15 protein-coding genes are annotated in these 16,190 nt (G+C 71.8%); 11 read left to right on the top strand and 4 right to left on the bottom strand.

The features are described from left to right. Nucleotides 1–5: 5 nt before the first annotated feature. Nucleotides 6–1,427, top strand: a complete 1,422-nt coding sequence (locus ACGFZL_RS20775; RefSeq protein WP_393693593.1) for an FAD-binding oxidoreductase — start codon at nucleotides 6–8, stop codon at nucleotides 1,425–1,427. A 43-nt stretch (nucleotides 1,428–1,470) separates the two neighbouring features. On the opposite strand, the gene ACGFZL_RS20770 is transcribed toward ACGFZL_RS20775, so the two are convergent. Next, nucleotides 1,471–1,887: an SsgA family sporulation/cell division regulator gene (locus ACGFZL_RS20770; RefSeq protein WP_355165366.1), complete on the bottom strand. Its 417-nt coding sequence runs from the start codon at nucleotides 1,885–1,887 to the stop codon at nucleotides 1,471–1,473. A gap of 205 nt (nucleotides 1,888–2,092) precedes the next feature. Between ACGFZL_RS20770 and ACGFZL_RS20765 the strand changes: the two genes are divergently transcribed. From ACGFZL_RS20765 to ACGFZL_RS20755, 3 genes are all read left to right on the top strand, one after another. Then, a complete protein-coding gene (locus ACGFZL_RS20765; protein WP_393693591.1) occupies nucleotides 2,093–3,412 on the top strand; it encodes an RDD family protein in 1,320 nt (439 codons plus the stop codon). Nucleotides 3,413–3,522: 110 nt separating this feature from the next. After that, nucleotides 3,523–6,297: a CDP-glycerol glycerophosphotransferase family protein gene (locus ACGFZL_RS20760; protein WP_393693590.1), complete on the top strand. Its 2,775-nt coding sequence runs from the start codon at nucleotides 3,523–3,525 to the stop codon at nucleotides 6,295–6,297. A 73-nt stretch (nucleotides 6,298–6,370) separates the two neighbouring features. Further along, entirely contained in the window at nucleotides 6,371–7,096 is a 726-nt protein-coding gene (locus ACGFZL_RS20755; RefSeq protein WP_393693589.1) for an RDD family protein, read from the top strand. Between the two features lie 9 nt (nucleotides 7,097–7,105). Here ACGFZL_RS20755 and ACGFZL_RS20750 read toward each other — a convergent pair whose 3' ends face one another. Next, a complete protein-coding gene (locus tag ACGFZL_RS20750) occupies nucleotides 7,106–7,405 on the bottom strand; it encodes a hypothetical protein (RefSeq protein WP_393693587.1) in 300 nt (99 codons plus the stop codon). A 356-nt stretch (nucleotides 7,406–7,761) separates the two neighbouring features. On the opposite strand from ACGFZL_RS20750, the gene ACGFZL_RS20745 reads away from it, so the two are divergent. Beyond that, a complete protein-coding gene (locus tag ACGFZL_RS20745) occupies nucleotides 7,762–10,119 on the top strand; it encodes an immune inhibitor A domain-containing protein (RefSeq protein ID WP_393693585.1) in 2,358 nt (785 codons plus the stop codon). Nucleotides 10,120–10,264: 145 nt separating this feature from the next. Continuing rightward, on the top strand, nucleotides 10,265–10,597 hold the full coding sequence (locus ACGFZL_RS20740; RefSeq protein WP_355165378.1) for a hypothetical protein: 333 nt from the start codon (nucleotides 10,265–10,267) through the stop codon (nucleotides 10,595–10,597). Between the two features lie 25 nt (nucleotides 10,598–10,622). Here ACGFZL_RS20740 and ACGFZL_RS20735 read toward each other — a convergent pair whose 3' ends face one another. Together ACGFZL_RS20735 and ACGFZL_RS20730 are read right to left on the bottom strand one after the other, a co-directional pair. After that, nucleotides 10,623–11,210, bottom strand: a complete 588-nt coding sequence (locus tag ACGFZL_RS20735; protein WP_355165380.1) for an isochorismatase family protein — start codon at nucleotides 11,208–11,210, stop codon at nucleotides 10,623–10,625. A 46-nt stretch (nucleotides 11,211–11,256) separates the two neighbouring features. Next, entirely contained in the window at nucleotides 11,257–12,603 is a 1,347-nt protein-coding gene (locus tag ACGFZL_RS20730; protein ID WP_393693582.1) for a nicotinate phosphoribosyltransferase, read from the bottom strand. Nucleotides 12,604–12,681: 78 nt separating this feature from the next. Here ACGFZL_RS20730 and clpS point away from each other — a divergent pair, with 78 nt between their 5' ends. The 5 genes from clpS to ACGFZL_RS20705 all read left to right on the top strand — a co-directional run bounded on the left by clpS (nucleotide 12,682) and on the right by ACGFZL_RS20705 (nucleotide 16,154). Further along, a complete protein-coding gene (gene clpS / locus ACGFZL_RS20725) occupies nucleotides 12,682–12,999 on the top strand; it encodes an ATP-dependent Clp protease adapter ClpS (protein WP_355165384.1) in 318 nt (105 codons plus the stop codon). Nucleotides 13,000–13,013: 14 nt separating this feature from the next. Then, nucleotides 13,014–13,634, top strand: coding sequence for a DUF2017 domain-containing protein (locus tag ACGFZL_RS20720; RefSeq protein WP_393693580.1), 621 nt, complete (start codon nucleotides 13,014–13,016; stop codon nucleotides 13,632–13,634). Between the two features lie 322 nt (nucleotides 13,635–13,956). Beyond that, nucleotides 13,957–15,393: an amino acid permease gene (locus ACGFZL_RS20715; RefSeq protein WP_393693578.1), complete on the top strand. Its 1,437-nt coding sequence runs from the start codon at nucleotides 13,957–13,959 to the stop codon at nucleotides 15,391–15,393. A gap of 144 nt (nucleotides 15,394–15,537) precedes the next feature. Continuing rightward, nucleotides 15,538–15,957: a Mov34/MPN/PAD-1 family protein gene (locus tag ACGFZL_RS20710; RefSeq protein ID WP_393693576.1), complete on the top strand. Its 420-nt coding sequence runs from the start codon at nucleotides 15,538–15,540 to the stop codon at nucleotides 15,955–15,957. Nucleotides 15,958–16,058: 101 nt separating this feature from the next. After that, the gene (locus tag ACGFZL_RS20705; RefSeq protein WP_355165392.1) at nucleotides 16,059–16,154 is read left to right on the top strand and encodes a putative leader peptide; all 96 of its coding nucleotides are present in this window, start codon (nucleotides 16,059–16,061) and stop codon (nucleotides 16,152–16,154) included. Nucleotides 16,155–16,190 lie beyond the last annotated feature (36 nt).

Raw genomic sequence — 16,190 nt, 5'->3', positions numbered from 1 at the left:
GGATCATGAGCCGTATCGAAGCGCGCCCCGACGAGGACACCGCGGCGCCCGGTGCCCCGGCCGAACCGCTGCTCACCGCGCTGCGCACCGGCCTGCCCGCCGACGCGGTGCTCACCGACCCCGACGTCACCGCCTCCTACGCCCACGACATGGCGAGCTTCTGCCCGGCCGGAGCCCCCGCCGTGGTCGTGCTGCCCCGCACCGTGGAAGAGGTCCAGCACGTCATGCGCACCGCCACCGCGCTGCGCGTCCCCGTCGTCCCGCAGGGCGCCCGCACCGGCCTGTCCGGCGGGGCCAACGCCACCGACGGCTGCGTCGTGCTGTCCCTCACCCGGATGGACCGGATCCTGGAGATCAGCCCCGTCGACCGGATCGCCGTCGTCGAGCCCGGCGTCGTCAACGCGGCGCTGTCCCGGGCGGTCGGCGAGCATGGCCTGTACTACCCGCCGGACCCCTCCAGCTGGGAGACCTGCACCATCGGCGGCAACATCGGCACCGCCTCGGGCGGGCTGTGCTGCGTCAAGTACGGGGTGACCGCCGAGTACGTCCTCGGCCTGGACGTCGTCCTCGCCGACGGCCGCCTGATGTCCACCGGGCGCCGCACCGCCAAGGGCGTCGCCGGGTACGACCTCACGCGGCTCTTCGTCGGTTCCGAGGGCTCCCTCGGCATCGTCGTGCGGGCCGTGCTCGCGCTGCGCCCGAAGCCGCCCGCGCAGCTGGTCCTCGCCGCCGAGTTCGGCTCGGCCGCCGCCGCGTGCGACGCCGTCTGCCGCATCATGGCCGGCGGGCACGTGCCCTCCCTCCTCGAACTGATGGACCGCACCACGGTCAAGGCGGTCAACGACTTCGCCCACATGGGCCTGCCGGAGACCACCGAGGCCCTGCTGCTCGCCGCCTTCGACACCGCGGACCCGGCCGCCGACCTCGCCGCCGTCGGCGCGCTGTGCGAGGCGTCCGGCGCCACCCAGGTGGTGCCCGCGGAGGACGCCGCCGAGTCCGAACTCCTCCTCCAGGCACGCCGGTTGTCGCTCACCGCCCTGGAGGCGGTCAAGGGCACCACGATGATCGACGACGTGTGCGTGCCCCGCTCCCGGCTCGGCGACATGCTGGCCGGGGTGGAGCGGATCGGGGCGAAGTACGGCCTGACCATCGGCCTGTGCGCGCACGCCGGGGACGGCAACACCCACCCCACCGTCTGCTTCGACGCCCTCGACCCCGATGAGTCCCGGCGGGCCCGGGAGTCCTTCGACGAGATCATGGCGCTCGGCCTGGAACTGGGCGGCACGATCACCGGCGAGCACGGGGTGGGGGTGCTGAAGAGGGAGTGGCTGGCCCGCGAACTCGGTCCGGTGGGGCTCGAGATGCAGCGGGCGGTGAAGCAGGCGTTCGACCCGCTCGGCATCCTCAACCCCGGCAAGCTGTTCTGAGTACCTCCCCCGCCAACCCCCCGCTGAGCACCCCCCCGCTGTGTCACCGGGCCAGCAGGTCGGTGAGCCCGTCGTCCAGGTCGAGGCGCCCGCCCTCCGCGCCCGGCGGCACCGCCCGCAGCGTGCGCTCCAGCCACGCCGACACCTGCGCCGCCGGCGCCTGGAGCAGCGCGTCCCCGTCCGGGCTGCTCAGCGCCATCAGCACCACGGCCCGGCCCTCGGCCCGCGACGGCCACACCCGCACGTCCCCGTGCCCGCACGGCCGGAACACCCCCTCCACCAGCAGCTCGCGGGCGAACGTCCAGTGCACGGGGCGGCGGGAGTCGACGTGGAAGGCGATGTGGACGGCGTAGGGGTCGTCGGCGCGGTAGCGCAGCAGGGCGGCGACCGGGACGCTCTCCCCGGGCGACAGGATGAGCCTCAGTTCCAGCTCGCGTTCCACGACGGCGGTGGGGTGCATGGCGTGTCCTCTCGGGCGGCGGCTGCGCACGCTTACACGTACGGGTTCGTACCTCAGAGAGCGGACGGAGGCAGAAGCATTACGCGGGTTTCCGCGGTTGCCCGGAAAGGGGCGGGTCCGGTGGGACCGGCCGTGCGGAGTGCCCCGGTCTGATAGATGTGGTGCCTCCCCCTATCAACCCCCGAGCAGATACGGGACGACGGACATGAGCGCCCCAACCCCGGCCCCCGGTGACGACCGCCCCCGCGAGGGGTACTACCCGGATCCGTCCATCCCCGGCTACGTCCGCTACTGGAACGGCGCCTCCTGGGTGCCGGGCACCAGCCGGCCCGCGCCCCGCGACGGTGAGCCGCTGGTCCCGCCGGCCGGGGCGGGGCCCGCCGTGGAGGAGACCGGGCCGCACTTCTTCGACGAGGACCCGGTCGAGGAGCCGGCCGGTGGCCGGCCGGCCGAGGGGCCGCCGGCCGCCGGTACATGGCAGTCCGGGGAGCCCAGGCGGGCCTGGCCGCAGGCCGCCGGCGCGGACCCACGGGTGCCGGCCCCTGCCGGGGAGACGGCCGCCGGGCCGGAACCGGGGCCCGGGGGCGGGGGCGGGGGCGGAGCCGGGAACCCCTTCGTCTTCCGGCGCCCCGCCCCGGAGCCACAGCCCGCCCCCGCCACCCCAGCCCCTGCCGCCCCAGCCCCCTCCGCCCCGGCACCGTCCGACGAGGGCACCCTCACCTTCCGCGCCGTCGCCCCCCGCCCCGGCGCCCCCGGCTTCGCGGCCGGCAAGGCGGCAGCCGCCCGCGCCGCGGCCCCCGCCTCGCCGGCAACACCGGCAACGCCCGCCGTCCCCCGCCAGCCCACCGCACCCGTCGCACCCGTCGTACCCACCGCCCCCGTCGCCCCCACCGCCCCCGTCTCCGCAGGCCCCGGCGGCGGCCAGTCCTCCTGGGCACAGCAGGTGCACCAGCTCGCCGGGGCCGACGGCGACGAGCCGCCCGTCGCGCCCTGGAAGCCCCCGGCCGAGGACGTCTTCCAGGCCGCCGCCCGCCGTCAGGCGGCCGCCCGCCCCGCCGCGCTCGGCAAGCGGCTGGCCGCCCGGCTCGTCGACACCGTCGCCCTGGCCGCCGTCACCGCCGGGGCCGCCCTGCCGCTCGGCACCCGGGCCCTGGACCACATGGACGAGAAGATCGACCAGGCCAAGCAGTCCGGCCGGACCGTCACCGTCTGGCTGCTCGACGGCACGACGTGCACGTACCTGGGCGCCGTACTCGCCGTCCTCCTCCTCTTCGGCGTCGTCTACGAGGCGCTGCCGACCGCACGTTGGGGCCGCACCCTCGGCAAGCGGCTGCTCGGCCTGGAGGTACGGGACATCGAGGCCCACGAGCCCCCGACCTTCGGCGCCGCCCTGCGCCGCTGGCTGGTCTACAGCGTCCCCGGCCTGCTGGCCGTCGGCCTCGTCGGCGTGCTCTGGTGCCTCTTCGACCGCCCCTGGCGCCAGTGCTGGCACGACAAGGCCGCCCGCACCTTCGTCGCCGGCTGAGCACACGTCACACATTCGTACCGTTATCACGCCAAGCGTGCTGCATACGGGTGACTCGGTTAACGTCTAATGGCTCATAACCGAAGGACATGTGAAGAAGGGCGTTGCTCATGGCGCAGTCTCTCGCCACTCTGGCGTCGGCACGAGTGCGGAGGGTGCTGCGGTTCTTCCCCGAAAGCTCGCGGGCCGAGCGCGAGGAACTGTGTGCCGCGGCGCGGGAACTGCTCGACGCCCATGGCGAAGAGGCGCTCACCTGCCTCCCTCCGACGGAGCGCGTCATGTGGTATCTCGCCACCGAGGGACGTGCCGAGGACCTGGACGACGTGGTCCGCAACCAGCGCAGGGACCCGGGTTCCTTCCTCGTGGCGGGCGCCCGGCGTCCCCGCCTGTTGCTGCCGGGGCTGCGCGGCCTGGCGCTGCCCGAGCGGATAGCCGCGCTCAAGCCCGCTGACCTGCCGGTGACGGCGCAGCTCACCTCGGTCGAGTGGCGCGGCGACGATCTGGTGTGGCAGGGGTACGCGTTCATCGCGAACCTGCCGCGTCCGTCGAGCCGCGCCCTCGGCCGCTTCGCGGTGCTGGAGCACGGCGAGAGCGGTCGCCGCGTGGTGCTGCGCATGCGCCGCATCAAGAACCCGCAGGCCACCGTCGCCTCCGGGCAGGCCCTGCACTGCTACGACGACACGGGCTTCGAAGTCGTCGTCTCCGCCCGCCGGCTGCGCGAGCTGGCCGGGCGCGGCGCCGGCCAGTGGTCGCTGTCCGTCGGGATACCGGGACCCGGCGGGATATACCGCGCGCCGGTGCGCAAGCGCGACGCGGGCGCGGCCGGGCACAACCAGTTCCGCCGGCTGGCGGACGGCTCACGTCTCGTGGTCGGCTTCGGCAAGGACGCCGTGGCCATCACGGTGAAGCAGCCCCTCGCCACGGTCGAGTCCTGCACCGTCGCGGACGGCGAACTGCGGCTGGTCACCAGGGCGCTGAGCGGCGCCGAGGCCCCCGCCGCCGTGAGCGTCGCGGAAGGCGACACCCGTCTCGAGAGCCCGCTGACCCCGCTGTCCGGTTCCCCCGACGGGTTCCAGCGCCGGCAGGCGGTCTTCGGCCTTGCCGAGTTGGCCGAGAAGGACCCGTCCGGCATCGCGGGACGCCAGTTCAAGGTGGCCCTGAAGGGCGCCGACGGCCGGCGTCTGGAAGCCCCCATCACCGAGGACTTCGCGACCAGTAGGCACCCGCTCGCCTCCGGCCGCGAGCTGGCCGTCCACCGCGACGGGCCCGGCAATCTGATCCTGGCGACGCGAGCCGTCCGCCCCGTGGTCGACGCGATGACCACGACGGAGTCGGGGGAGCTGGTCCTCGAGGGCACGTATCCCGCCGAGCAGGCGGCCGGGAAGAAGGTCGTCCTGCGGCACGGCGTCCGCCTCGAGGAGAAGGAGCTGCCGGTCGAGCTGGCCGACGGGCGGTTCACGGTCCGGATCGACCCCGAGTCGGCCCCCCAGGTGAACGGTCCCGCGCTGCCCCTGTGCCCCGGCCGCTGGTATCTCTTCTTCCGCGACGCGGACGCCTGGGACAAGTCCGGGGACATCCCGGTGACCCTCCGCCCGGAACAGGTGGAGGAGCTGCCCCTGCGCTTCAGCGGCCGGCAGCGTGCCCACACCGTGGACCGCCGCTTCTTCGACCGCCTCTTCATCGAGCCGGAGCGGCTGCTCAGCCCCGACGAGCACGGCGCCTACCGGCAGCGCATCCTGCGCGAGGTGTACTTCAACGAGCAGCGCGAACGCCCGCTGCGCGACGCGGTGCTCTACTTCAGCCTCGGGGGCAAGCAGTTCTCCGACTCGCCGCGGGCGGTCTACGAGGAACTGGTGCGCCGGGGGACCGACGTCGAGCACATCTGGATCCAGGACGCCGGACTGCCCGAGATGCCCACGGGAGCGCGGGTGGTGACCTGGGGCACCCGCGAGTGCTACGAGGCATTCGCCCGCAGCCGCTATGTCGTCGTCAACACGGCGATCGGCGACTGGTTCGTCGCCCGCCCCGGACAGCGGGTCGTGCAGACCTGGCACGGTACGCCGCTCAAGAAGATCGGCAAGGACCTGAGCGGCTCGTCCAAGTCGAACCCCGCCTACATCGCCGGCCTGCCGCACACCTACCGGCAGTTCGACTTCGTGGTCTCGCCCAACGCGTACACCACGGAGATCATGAGCAGGGCGTACTCCATCGAGAAACCCATGTTCGAGAGCGGTTATCCGCGCAACGACATCTTCCACGCCCCCGACCGTGCGGCGCGGGCCGCGCGGGTCAGGGAGCGGCTCGGCCTGCCCGAGGGCAAGAAGGTGGTGCTCTACGCCCCCACCTGGCGGGAGGACCAGCAGCACGCGAGCAAGCTGTACAAACTCGATCTGCGGATCGACCTGGCCGCGGCCCAGGCCGAACTGGGCGACGACCACGTGCTGCTCCTGCGCAAGCACCCGAGGGTCCACGGCAGCGTGCCGGGGGTCGGCCGGGGCTTCGTGTGGGACGTCACCCGCTACCCGGACATCGCCGATCTGTACCTCGTCGCCGACGTGCTGATCACCGACTACTCCTCGGCGCTCTTCGACTTCGCGCACTCGGGCCGGCCGATGCTGTTCTTCACCTACGACCTGGAGCACTACCGGGACGAGCTGCGCGGCCTGTACTTCGACTTCACCACCCGGGCGCCCGGCCCCCTCCTCAAGACCTCCGAAGAGCTGGTCAAGGCCGTGCGCGACGTCGACGCCGTCGAAGCGGAGTACCGCGAGAAGTACGCGCAGTTCAAGAAGGACTTCTGCGAGCCCGGGGACGGCCTCGCGACCGCGCGGGTCGTGGACCGCATGCTCGCCGACGGACCGCACGCCACGGCTCCGGCCGAATGACGTCGTGAGGGCCCGTACTCCGGACGGCCGCTCGCCGGATGCGTGACCGGGGGGTTCGCGGTCGACTCGGGCCATGAGCAGCCCACCGCCCCCCGGCTCCGGTCAGCCGCCGGAAGACGACCCGTTCAGGAAGCAACCCCCGCCGCCCGGCCCCGGCCCCGGTCCCGGCCAGGACGCGGGCGGCTCGGGCTCCCCGTACGACACCCCGCCCCCGCCCCCGCCGGGCCAGGGCGGGCCGTACGGCGGCGGTCCCTACGGCGGCGACCAGCCCCCGCCCCCCGGCGGCGGCGCCCCGTACGGCAGTGACCCCTACGGCGGCGGCCCGGGGCGCCCCGGCGACCCGCTGGCCGGCATGCCGCCACTCGCCGACAGCGGGCGGCGCGTGCTCGCGCGGATCCTCGACATGATCCTGGTCGGCATCGTCGTGTGGCTGCTCAGCTGGGCGTTCCACGTCCAGGAGTACGACGTGGACGGCGACCACATCCAGACCAGCAAGTCGATCGGGCAGTCGGTCATCGCGGCCGTGCTCTACATCGCGTACGACACCTTCATGACCGCCCGCACCGGGCAGACCCTCGGCAAGCGGTGGCTGGGCCTGCGGACGGCGAACCTCAGCGACGGCGCCACCCCCTCCGTGCAGACCTCGCTGATCCGCGCGGCGGTGCTGTGGCTGCCCTTCGCCTTCTGCTGCGCCTGCATCTGGACGATCATCGCGGGCGGCTGGAGCTTCTTCGACAAGCCCTACAAGCAGGGCCTGCACGACAAGGCGGCCAAGACGGTGGTGGTCAGCACGAGGTAGCGGAGGCGCTCAGGCGGCGCGGCCCCGCACCCGCTCCCCGGCGTCCGCCGGGACGCGGGAGGCGGCGGCCCGCGCCCGCACCGGTGGCTCGGCCGGGGTGAGCCGGCCGCCGGACGCCACGGTCCGGGTCCGGCGCGCTCTGGGCTGGGGAACCGTCATCGCGACCAGCAACCCGAGGCCGAGCGCGGCCACGGCGACGACCGCCACCCCCGGCCCCGAACTGGTCCGGGACAGCAGCAGCATGGCGAGCGTCGAGAGAAGCACGGTGCACGAACCGTAGGCGTACTGTGCGGCAGTCGGACGGGGCATGGCCATCGTGTCCTCGGCAGACGATCTGGGGGAGACGAGCGCTCGGCGATGTTCCGCCGACCGACTCTAACCCGCTGTGTGCCCGAGCGGAACGAACGGTAAGCGTGACCTTACCTACAGCACGGATGCACAGGGGGCGCACGGATTCACGGCGACGGAACGCGCCCGGCGCGGACGTCCGCTGAGCGGACTCCCACTCCGCATAGTGCACTTGAACTGAGCAAGTCAAGGTCTGTCTTTTCGCGTGAACCTCTAGTCAAATGACGTCACTTGACTACACGCGATGACCACGTGTGCGCGGACCACGCATGTCCTGTCCCCCCTCCGCGCGCGGGCACGCGGGGGAGGAACATCAAGTGATCCGTAGATCCTGGACGTTCAGAGCGGCGGCCACCACCGTCGCGCTGGCGGCCGCCACCGCCACCCTCACCGCCGCCACCGCGGCGCAGGCGGACGCGCCGGCCCACCCGGCCGCCGCCGCCGAGGGCCACGACCCCCAGCCCGCCAAGGGCACCGACTCGCACGACCTGGACGGCCCGCTGAGCCGCACCCAGGACGCCCAGCGCCAGGAGGCCCTGGAGCAGGTCCTGTCCGGCAAGGCCGCGGTGCAGAAGAAGAAGGACGGCTCCCGGGTCGTCCAGCTCAAGAGCCGCAAGGGCGACAGCAAGTACGTCGAGCTGGGCCGCGAGAAGACCGACAAGATCTTCACGATCCTCGTCGAGTTCGGCGACCAGGTCGACAGCCGCTACGGCGGCACCGCCGGCCCGCTGCACAACAAGATCGCCAAGCCGGACCGCAGGAAGGACAACTCCACGGCCTGGCAGGCGGACTACAACCAGAAGCACTACCAGGACCTCTACTTCGGCACCGGCAGCAAGACCGAGTCGGTCAAGAAGTACTACGAGAAGCAGTCCTCGGGCCGCTACTCGGTCGACGGCGAGGTCTCGAACTGGGTCAAGGTCCCCTACAACGAGGCCCGTTACGGCAACAACGCCTGCGGCTCCACCAACTGCTCCAGCGTGTGGAACGTCGTCAGCGACGGCCTGAACGCCTGGGTGGCGAGCCAGAAGAAGGCCGGCCGCACGGACGCCCAGATCAAGGCGGACGTCGCCAAGTTCGACCAGTGGGACCGCTACGACTTCGACGGCGACGGCAACTTCAACGAGCCCGACGGCTACATCGACCACTTCCAGATCGTGCACGCCGGCGAGGACGAGTCGGCCGGCGGCGGCGTCGAGGGCACCAACGCCATCTGGGCGCACCGCTGGTACGCCTTCGGCAGCGACGCCGGTGCCACCGGGCCGACCGACAACAAGCTGGGCGGCGCGCAGATCGGCACCACCGGCCTCTGGGTCGGCGACTACACGATCCAGCCGGAGAACGGCGGACTCGGCGTCTACGCCCACGAGTACGGCCACGACCTCGGTCTGCCGGACCACTACGACACGGCGGGCGGCGACAACTCCACCGGTTTCTGGACGCTGATGTCCTCCGGCTCCTGGCTCGGCCGGGGCAAGGACAACATCGGCGACCTGCCCGGTGACATGAACGCCTGGGACAAGCTCCAGCTGGGCTGGCTGAACTACGACTCGGCCAAGGCCGGGATCAGCTCCTGGCACAAGCTGGGCCTGGCGGAGTACAACACCAAGCACAAGCAGGGCCTGGTGGTGAACCTGCCGAAGAAGGCGGTCACCACGCAGATCGTCCAGCCCGCCCAGGGGAACACCCAGTGGTGGAGCGGCAGCGGCAACGACCTGAAGAACACGCTGACCCGGAACGTCGACCTCACCGGCAAGAAGTCCGCCGCCCTCACCCTGGACGGCTGGTACGACATCGAGGCCGAGTACGACTTCCTGTACGCCGAGGTCTCCACCGACGGCGGCGCCAACTGGAAGGCCCTGGACGGCACCTACAACGGGCAGCCCATCCAGCGCGACGGCAGCGACAAGCCCGCCCTGTCCGGCACCGTCGACGCCTACGGCAAGCTGGTCTACCCGCTCGACGCCTACGCCGGCCAGAAGATCGGCCTGCGCTTCCGCTACCAGACCGACGGCGGCCTGGCTCTCAAGGGCTTCACGGCCGACGAGATCTCGGTGACCGCCGACGGCGCGCCCCTGTTCGCCGACGACGCCGAGAGCGCCGACGCCGCCTGGACGGCCGTGGGCTTCTCCCGGGTCGGCGCGTCCTTCACCAAGGACTACGCGCAGTACTACATAGCCGAGAACCGGCAGTACGTCTCGTACGACAAGACCCTCAAGACCGGCCCGTACAACTTCGGTTCGGCCAAGCGCCCCGACTGGGTCGAGCACTACGCGTACCAGAACGGCCTGCTGATCTGGAAGTGGGACACCTCCGAGGCGGACAACAACACCAGCGTGCACCCCGGCACCGGTCTGGCCCTGCCGATCGACGCCCACCCGAAGGCCCTGAAGTGGTCCGACGGCACGCTGATGCGCAACCGCATGCAGGCGTACGACTCGCCGTTCAGCCTCTACGGCACCGACGGCCTCACCCTGCACAAGACGGACGTGAAGACCCGCATCCCGGCCTCGAAGGGCGTCTCGGTCTTCAACGACCACACCAGCACCTACTACGACGCCTCGAACCCGACCGGCGGCGTGAAGGTCACTGACACCAACACCAAGATCAAGATCACCAAGGAGGCCCGCGACGGCTCGACCATCGAGCTGGAGGTCGGCCCCGCGGTGAAGTAGTTCGCATCATCGCAGGTCAGAGCGCGATCGGCGGCGACCCCCTGGCGGGTCGCCGCCGATCCGTGTTTAGGTGCACCCGTGGTTCTCTTATTGACACCTGCCGCGGCGCCCGCCCCGGCACCGGCCGACACGGGGGTATGACCGCATGGCTCAGGGAGGCTTCTGCAGACTGCCGAACGGCACCGTGGTGGTGGCGCTGGTGCTGGCGAGACCGGCACCGGCCGCGGGCAGCGTCCGCGTGCTGGTCCACGCCCGCAACCGGGCGCGCGCCCTGACCCGGCTGCGCAACCTGGGCCTGCGGGCGGTCTACCTGCGGGGCAACGCGGCCCCGCCGACCCTGGACGAGATCACGGCGGTCCTGCACCACCCGGACGGCCTGATATGGCGCTCGGCGCCGCAGCCGGCCGGCCCGGACCTGGTCCAGGAGCTGTGGCACCCCATCCGGGCCCTGCTCAGACCCCCGGCCGCCCCGGCCTGACGACCCGCCTCGCGCCCCCGGTGAGCTACTGCACGACCGGCTTCCCGGACAGCTCCACGCCCGCCTCGCGCAGCTCCTCCAGGGCCCGCTCGGTGGTCTCGGCGGCCACCCCGGCGGTCAGGTCGAGCAGCACCTGCGCGCGGAAGCCCGCCCGCGCCGCGTCCAGGGCGGTGGCCCGCACGCAGTGGTCGGTGGCGATGCCGACGATGTCCACCTCGTCCACCTCGCGCTCCCGCAGCCAGGCGGCCAGCGCCGTGCCGTTCTCGTCGGCGCCCTCGAAGCCGCTGTAGGCGGCCGAGTAGGCGCCCTTGTCGAAGACGGCGTCCACCGCGCCCGAGGCGACCGCCGGGGCGAAGTTCGGGTGGAAGCCGACGCCCTCCGTGCCGGCGACGCAGTGCGCGGGCCAGGAGTGCACGTAGTCCGGGTTGTCCGCGAAGTGGCCGCCCGGCGCGATGTGGTGGTCCCGGGTGGCGACCACGTGCCGGTAGCCGGCCGGCGCCTGACCGATCAGCTCGGTGATGGCGGCGGCCACGTCGGCACCGCCGGCCACCGCGAGAGAGCCCCCCTCGCAGAAGTCGTTCTGCACGTCTACGACGATCAAGGCGCGGCGCATGGTCGGTGTCCTTCGACTGGGCGGTGGCGGCTGGGTCGCACCTGCTTTAGCTACCCGAGCCCTCGTGTGCGTACTCCGTCGGAATGACGGGTTCCCCTCGGGAGAGCTGCGTGGCGGAGAGCGGCAGGTTGGCCCGGGCGGCCACGTGCCGGTCCCGGGCGGCGTCCAGCGGCTCGCGGGCGACGACCTCGCCGCCCTCGACGAGCCGGACGAGGAGCTGCCGGTCGGCGAGGTCGTCCGGCACCGGCCCGGTGCCGACCACCTCGGCCTCGGCGTACCCCCACGGGTCCAGCCGCCGGGCGGCCCACTTGCGGCCCCCCACCGAGGTCTTCCCGCCGGTGGACTTCTTGGCCACCGCCACCAGCGGCGCGTCGGCGCCGGGCGACTCGGCGCGGGCGACCAGCTTGTAGACCATGGACGCGGTCGGGTGCCCGGAGCCGGTCACCAGCTGGGTGCCCACCCCGTAGGCGTCCACCGGCGCGGCGGCCAGCGAGGCGATGGCGTACTCGTCCAGGTCGGAGGTGACGACGATCCGGGTGTCGGTGGCGCCCAGCTCGTCCAGCTGCTGGCGCACCCGGTGCGCGACCAGCAGCAGGTCGCCGGAGTCGATGCGCACCGCGCCGAGATCGGGCCCGGCGACCTCCACGGCGGTGCGGACGGCCTCGGCGACGTCGTAGGTGTCCACCAGCAGCGTCGTGCCCCGGCCCAGCGCGTCGACCTGGGCGCGGAAGGCGTCCCGCTCGGTGTCGTGCAGCAGGGTGAAGGCGTGCGCGGAGGTGCCGACGGTGGGGATGTGGTACCGGAAACCGGCCGCGAGGTCGGAGGTGGTCGCGAAGCCGCCGACGTAGGCGGCGCGGGCGGCGGCCACCGCGGCCAGCTCGTGGGTGCGGCGGGCGCCCATCTCGATCAGCGGGCGGTCCCCGGCGGCCGAGGACATCCGGGAGGCCGCGGCGGCGATGGCCGAGTCGTGGTTGAGGATGGAGAGGATCACCGTCTCCAGGAGCACGCACTCGCCGAAGCTGCCCTCCACCCGCATGATCGGCGAGCCCGGGAAGTACACCTCGCCCTCGGGGTAGCCCCAGATGTCGCCGCGGAAGCGGTAGTCCGCCAGCCAGTCCAGGGTCTCGGCGTCGACGATGTCCTGCTCGCGCAGGAAGCGCAGCACGTCCGGGTCGAAGCGGAAGTTCTCCACCGCGTCGAGGACCCGCCCGGTGCCGGCCACCACGCCGTAGCGCCGGCCGTCGGGCAGCCGCCGGGTGAAGACCTCGAACACGCTCCGCCGGTCGGCCGTGCCGGCCTTCAGCGCGGCGCGGAGCATGGTCAGCTCGTACTGGTCCGTGAAGAGCGCCGTGGAGGGGACGTCCACCGGCAGCCCGAGGTCCGCTGTGTTCATGTCGAGAGCGTACCCCCATTTCGTCAGTCTGACGATTTAGGGCCCTCGTTTGTGCGTGCGGACCCCTCAGGTGGCAGCATGGGCCCTGTGACGGCAGCCGCACCCATGGAGATCGAGAAGACCGAATCGGCCGAGGAGGTCTTCGCCGTACCCGAACCCGACGTCCCGTGGGTGACGATCGTCCACAACGATCCCGTCAATCTGATGAGCTACGTGACCTATGTCTTCCAGACGTACTTCGGCTACTCCAAGGACAAGGCCACCAAGCTCATGCTCGACGTCCACCAGAAGGGCCGGGCGGTCGTCTCCAGCGGGTCCCGCGAGGAGATGGAACGCGATGTGCAGGCCATGCACGGCTACGGTCTGTGGGCCACCCTCCAGCAGGACCGGAAGTAGCGGCTGATACTCAGATGCCCGGACAATTCGAAGCGCTCCCCGGCGGCGGCGCGGCCGTCGCCCTCGACGACGTCGAGATCTCCATCATCCGGTCGCTGGCCGTCCAGCTCCTGGAGCTGATCGGCCCGGGCCCCGCGGAGGACGCCTCCGACGACCCGCTGGCCGAGCTGTTCGCCGAGGGCCCCAGCGAGCCGCCCTCCGACCCGGTGCTGCGCCGCCTCTTCCCCGACGCCTACGGCGACCCCGAGGGCTCCCCGCGCCCCGCGGAGGCCGAGGAGGAGCGGGCGCACTCCGCGGAGTTCCGCCGCTACACCGAGAACGACCTGCGGGCCGGCAAGCGCGAGAACGCCCTCGCGGTGATCCGCGCCCTGGACGCCCTCGCCTCCGACTCCGACTCCGCCTCCTCCGGCGACGGGGGCGCGGTGCTCAAGCTGTCCGAGGCCGAGTCCCGGCAGTGGCTGGGCGCGCTGAACGACCTGCGCCTCGCGATCGGCTCCCGCCTGGAGATCACCGACGAGGACGACACCGACCTGCTCTACCGGCTCCCGGACGAGGACCCGCGCAAGCCGATGGTGATGGCCTACCTGTGGCTCGGCGGGCTGCAGGAGACGCTGGTCACGACGCTGCTGCCGTGAGCGGCCGGCGCTCTGGGGCGTCCGCTCAGCGGACGCTCAAATCCGGATAACGATCGCGTCACCTCCGTGGCCGAAATTGCCCCCTCCCGGCGCGCTTTGTCCGCTTCTTCCCGTGGGATGGATCACATCGTCCCTCCCGGGCCGCCGGAACGGCCGTGATACATCTTCACGACCGCCCGGCCGACACCACCCATGTCCGGCCGGGTGCGCCACCGAGCCGACGACCGTCGGCCAGGCAACCACTCCAGTAATCCGGGGGGATCGAGATCCGGTCCGCGGCCGAGCGAAGGCCCGGGTCGGCATGGAGAAAGGCGCACCACACATGACCTCAGCGCAGGTCGACCAGGATCGCGACGGCAACGAGGCCGTGCGGGCCGACGGCAGCGAAGGCGGCGAGGGATACCAGCGCGGGCTCGGCGCCCGGCAGATCCAGATGATCGCCATCGGCGGGGCCATCGGCACGGGTCTCTTCCTCGGCGCGGGCAAGGGCATCTCCAAGGCCGGCCCCAGCCTGATCCTCGCCTACGCCGTCGCGGGCGTGGTCATCTTCCTCATCATGCGGGCCCTCGGCGAGCTGCTGATGTACCGCCCGGTGTCGGGCTCCTTCTCGGAGTACGCGCGCGAGTTCATCGGCCCCTTCGCGGGCTTCGTGACCGGCTGGACGTACTGGCTGTTCTGGGTGGTCACCGGCATCACCGAGGTCACCGCCGCCGCGTCCTACATGACGTACTGGTTCGACATCCCGCAGTGGGTGTCGGCCCTGATCTTCACCGTCGTCCTCTACGGCGCCAACCTGATCTCCGTGAAGCTCTTCGGCGAGCTGGAGTTCTGGTTCTCCATGGTCAAGGTCACCGCCATCATCGGCATGATCCTGATCTGCGCCGGCATCCTGACGATCGGCTTCTCCGACGCCGGCGACACCGCCTCCGTCGCCCACCTGTGGAACCAGGGCGGCTTCTTCCCGCACGGCGTCGGCGACACCCTGATGACGCTGCAGATGGTCATGTTCGCCTTCCTCGCCGTCGAGCTGGTCGGCGTCACCGCGGGCGAGTCCAAGGACCCGAAGACCGTCCTGCCCAAGGCCATCAACACCGTGCCGTGGCGCATCGCCGTCTTCTACGTCGGCGCCCTGATCATGATCCTCTCGGTCGTGCCGTGGACGAGCTTCTCGCCGGGCGTCAGCCCCTTCGTCGCCGCCTTCGAGAAGATGGGCCTGGCCGCCGGCGCCGGCATCGTCAACTTCGTCGTCCTGACCGCCGCGCTGTCCTCCTGCAACTCCGGCATGTACTCCACCGGCCGGATGCTGCGCGACCTGGCGCTCAACGGCCAGGGCCCGAAGTTCTTCACCAGGCTCACCCGCAGCGGCACCCCGCTGGTCGGCACCACCGTCTCCGCCGCGCTGATGCTGGTCGGCGTGTGGATCAACTACCAGTGGCCGGGCAAGGCGTTCGACTACGTGGTCTCCTTCGCCACCATCTCCGGCATGTGGGCCTGGATCGTCATCCTGGTCTGCCAGATCCGCTACCGCGCCAAGGCCGACCGCGGCGAACTCCCGCAGTCGGAGTTCCGCGCCCCGGGCGCGCCGTGGACCAGCTGGTTCGCCCTCGCCTTCATCGGCATGGTCATCGTGCTGATGGGCATCGACAAGGACGCCCGGGTCTCGCTGTACTGCGCGCCGCTGTGGGGCCTGATCCTCGCCGTGTCCTACCTGGTGCTCAAACGCCGCAACCCGGAGGCCGCGGCCTTCAGCAAGCGCTGACCGCTGACGGCCACCCCCGAGGACGTCCGGCCGCACGGGGCCGCTCGTGGCGCCCCCGACCCGGCCGCCGCTCAGGACGTCCGGCATGTGGGCCGATCCGTACCACCCCCTGGTACGGATCGGCCCCTTGCTTATGCTGGCCGCATGCTGACCCTCACCCAGGACCTGTACGACCGGATCGTCGCCCACGCGCGCGAGGACCACCCCGACGAGGCCTGCGGCGTGGTCGCCGGGCCGGCGGGCTCGGGGCGCCCCGAGCGGTTCATCCCGATGCTCAACGCGGCCCGCTCGCCCACGTTCTACGAGTTCGACTCCCAGGACCTGCTCAAGCTCTACCGCGATCTCGACGACCGCGACGAGGAGCCGGTGATCGTCTACCACTCCCACACCGCCACCGAGGCGTACCCCTCGCGCACCGACATCAGCTACGCGGGCGAGCCCGGCGCGCACTACGTCCTGGTCTCCACCGCCGACACCGACGGCGGCGAGTTCCAGTTCCGCTCCTTCCGCATCGTGGACGGCGCGGTGACGGAGGAGGACGTGAAGGTGGTCGAGGCGTACTGAACGCCTGGTCGGCGGGGTGTCGTCTCATCAGGCGATCGGTCGGCGTCCGAGGCGCGAGACGGGCCTCCGAATGCCGGAGGGGGAATCGATACGATGAGCCCATGGTTCTTCTCGACGTGAGCGACAAGTCGCCGGGCACGCTGCTCGTGGCGCGGCTGCACGTCGACCTGTGCAGGCTGAACAGCGCCATCTGTTGATCCACCGCCGCCGTACGCCGTAGCACCGCGGCGGGA

It is taken from the genome of Streptomyces sp. NPDC048182, assembly GCF_043202555.1.
Classification (GTDB): Bacteria; Actinomycetota; Actinomycetes; order Streptomycetales; family Streptomycetaceae; genus Streptomyces.
The sequence above is the reverse complement of the archived record's forward strand: the minus strand, read 5'-3'. Positions and strand labels throughout refer to the sequence as shown.

Coding starts and splice junctions, on each gene's coding strand:
- ACGFZL_RS20775 (WP_393693593.1), top strand. CDS start 6: ATGAGCCGTATCGAAGCGCGCCCCGACGAGGACACCGCGGCGCCCGGT.
- ACGFZL_RS20770 (WP_355165366.1), bottom strand. CDS start 1,887: ATGCACCCCACCGCCGTCGTGGAACGCGAGCTGGAACTGAGGCTCATC.
- ACGFZL_RS20765 (WP_393693591.1), top strand. CDS start 2,093: ATGAGCGCCCCAACCCCGGCCCCCGGTGACGACCGCCCCCGCGAGGGG.
- ACGFZL_RS20760 (WP_393693590.1), top strand. CDS start 3,523: ATGGCGCAGTCTCTCGCCACTCTGGCGTCGGCACGAGTGCGGAGGGTG.
- ACGFZL_RS20755 (WP_393693589.1), top strand. CDS start 6,371: ATGAGCAGCCCACCGCCCCCCGGCTCCGGTCAGCCGCCGGAAGACGAC.
- ACGFZL_RS20750 (WP_393693587.1), bottom strand. CDS start 7,405: ATGCCCCGTCCGACTGCCGCACAGTACGCCTACGGTTCGTGCACCGTG.
- ACGFZL_RS20740 (WP_355165378.1), top strand. CDS start 10,265: ATGGCTCAGGGAGGCTTCTGCAGACTGCCGAACGGCACCGTGGTGGTG.
- ACGFZL_RS20735 (WP_355165380.1), bottom strand. CDS start 11,210: ATGCGCCGCGCCTTGATCGTCGTAGACGTGCAGAACGACTTCTGCGAG.
- ACGFZL_RS20730 (WP_393693582.1), bottom strand. CDS start 12,603: ATGAACACAGCGGACCTCGGGCTGCCGGTGGACGTCCCCTCCACGGCG.
- clpS (WP_355165384.1), top strand. CDS start 12,682: ATGGGCCCTGTGACGGCAGCCGCACCCATGGAGATCGAGAAGACCGAA.
- ACGFZL_RS20720 (WP_393693580.1), top strand. CDS start 13,014: ATGCCCGGACAATTCGAAGCGCTCCCCGGCGGCGGCGCGGCCGTCGCC.
- ACGFZL_RS20715 (WP_393693578.1), top strand. CDS start 13,957: ATGACCTCAGCGCAGGTCGACCAGGATCGCGACGGCAACGAGGCCGTG.
- ACGFZL_RS20710 (WP_393693576.1), top strand. CDS start 15,538: ATGCTGACCCTCACCCAGGACCTGTACGACCGGATCGTCGCCCACGCG.
- ACGFZL_RS20705 (WP_355165392.1), top strand. CDS start 16,059: ATGGTTCTTCTCGACGTGAGCGACAAGTCGCCGGGCACGCTGCTCGTG.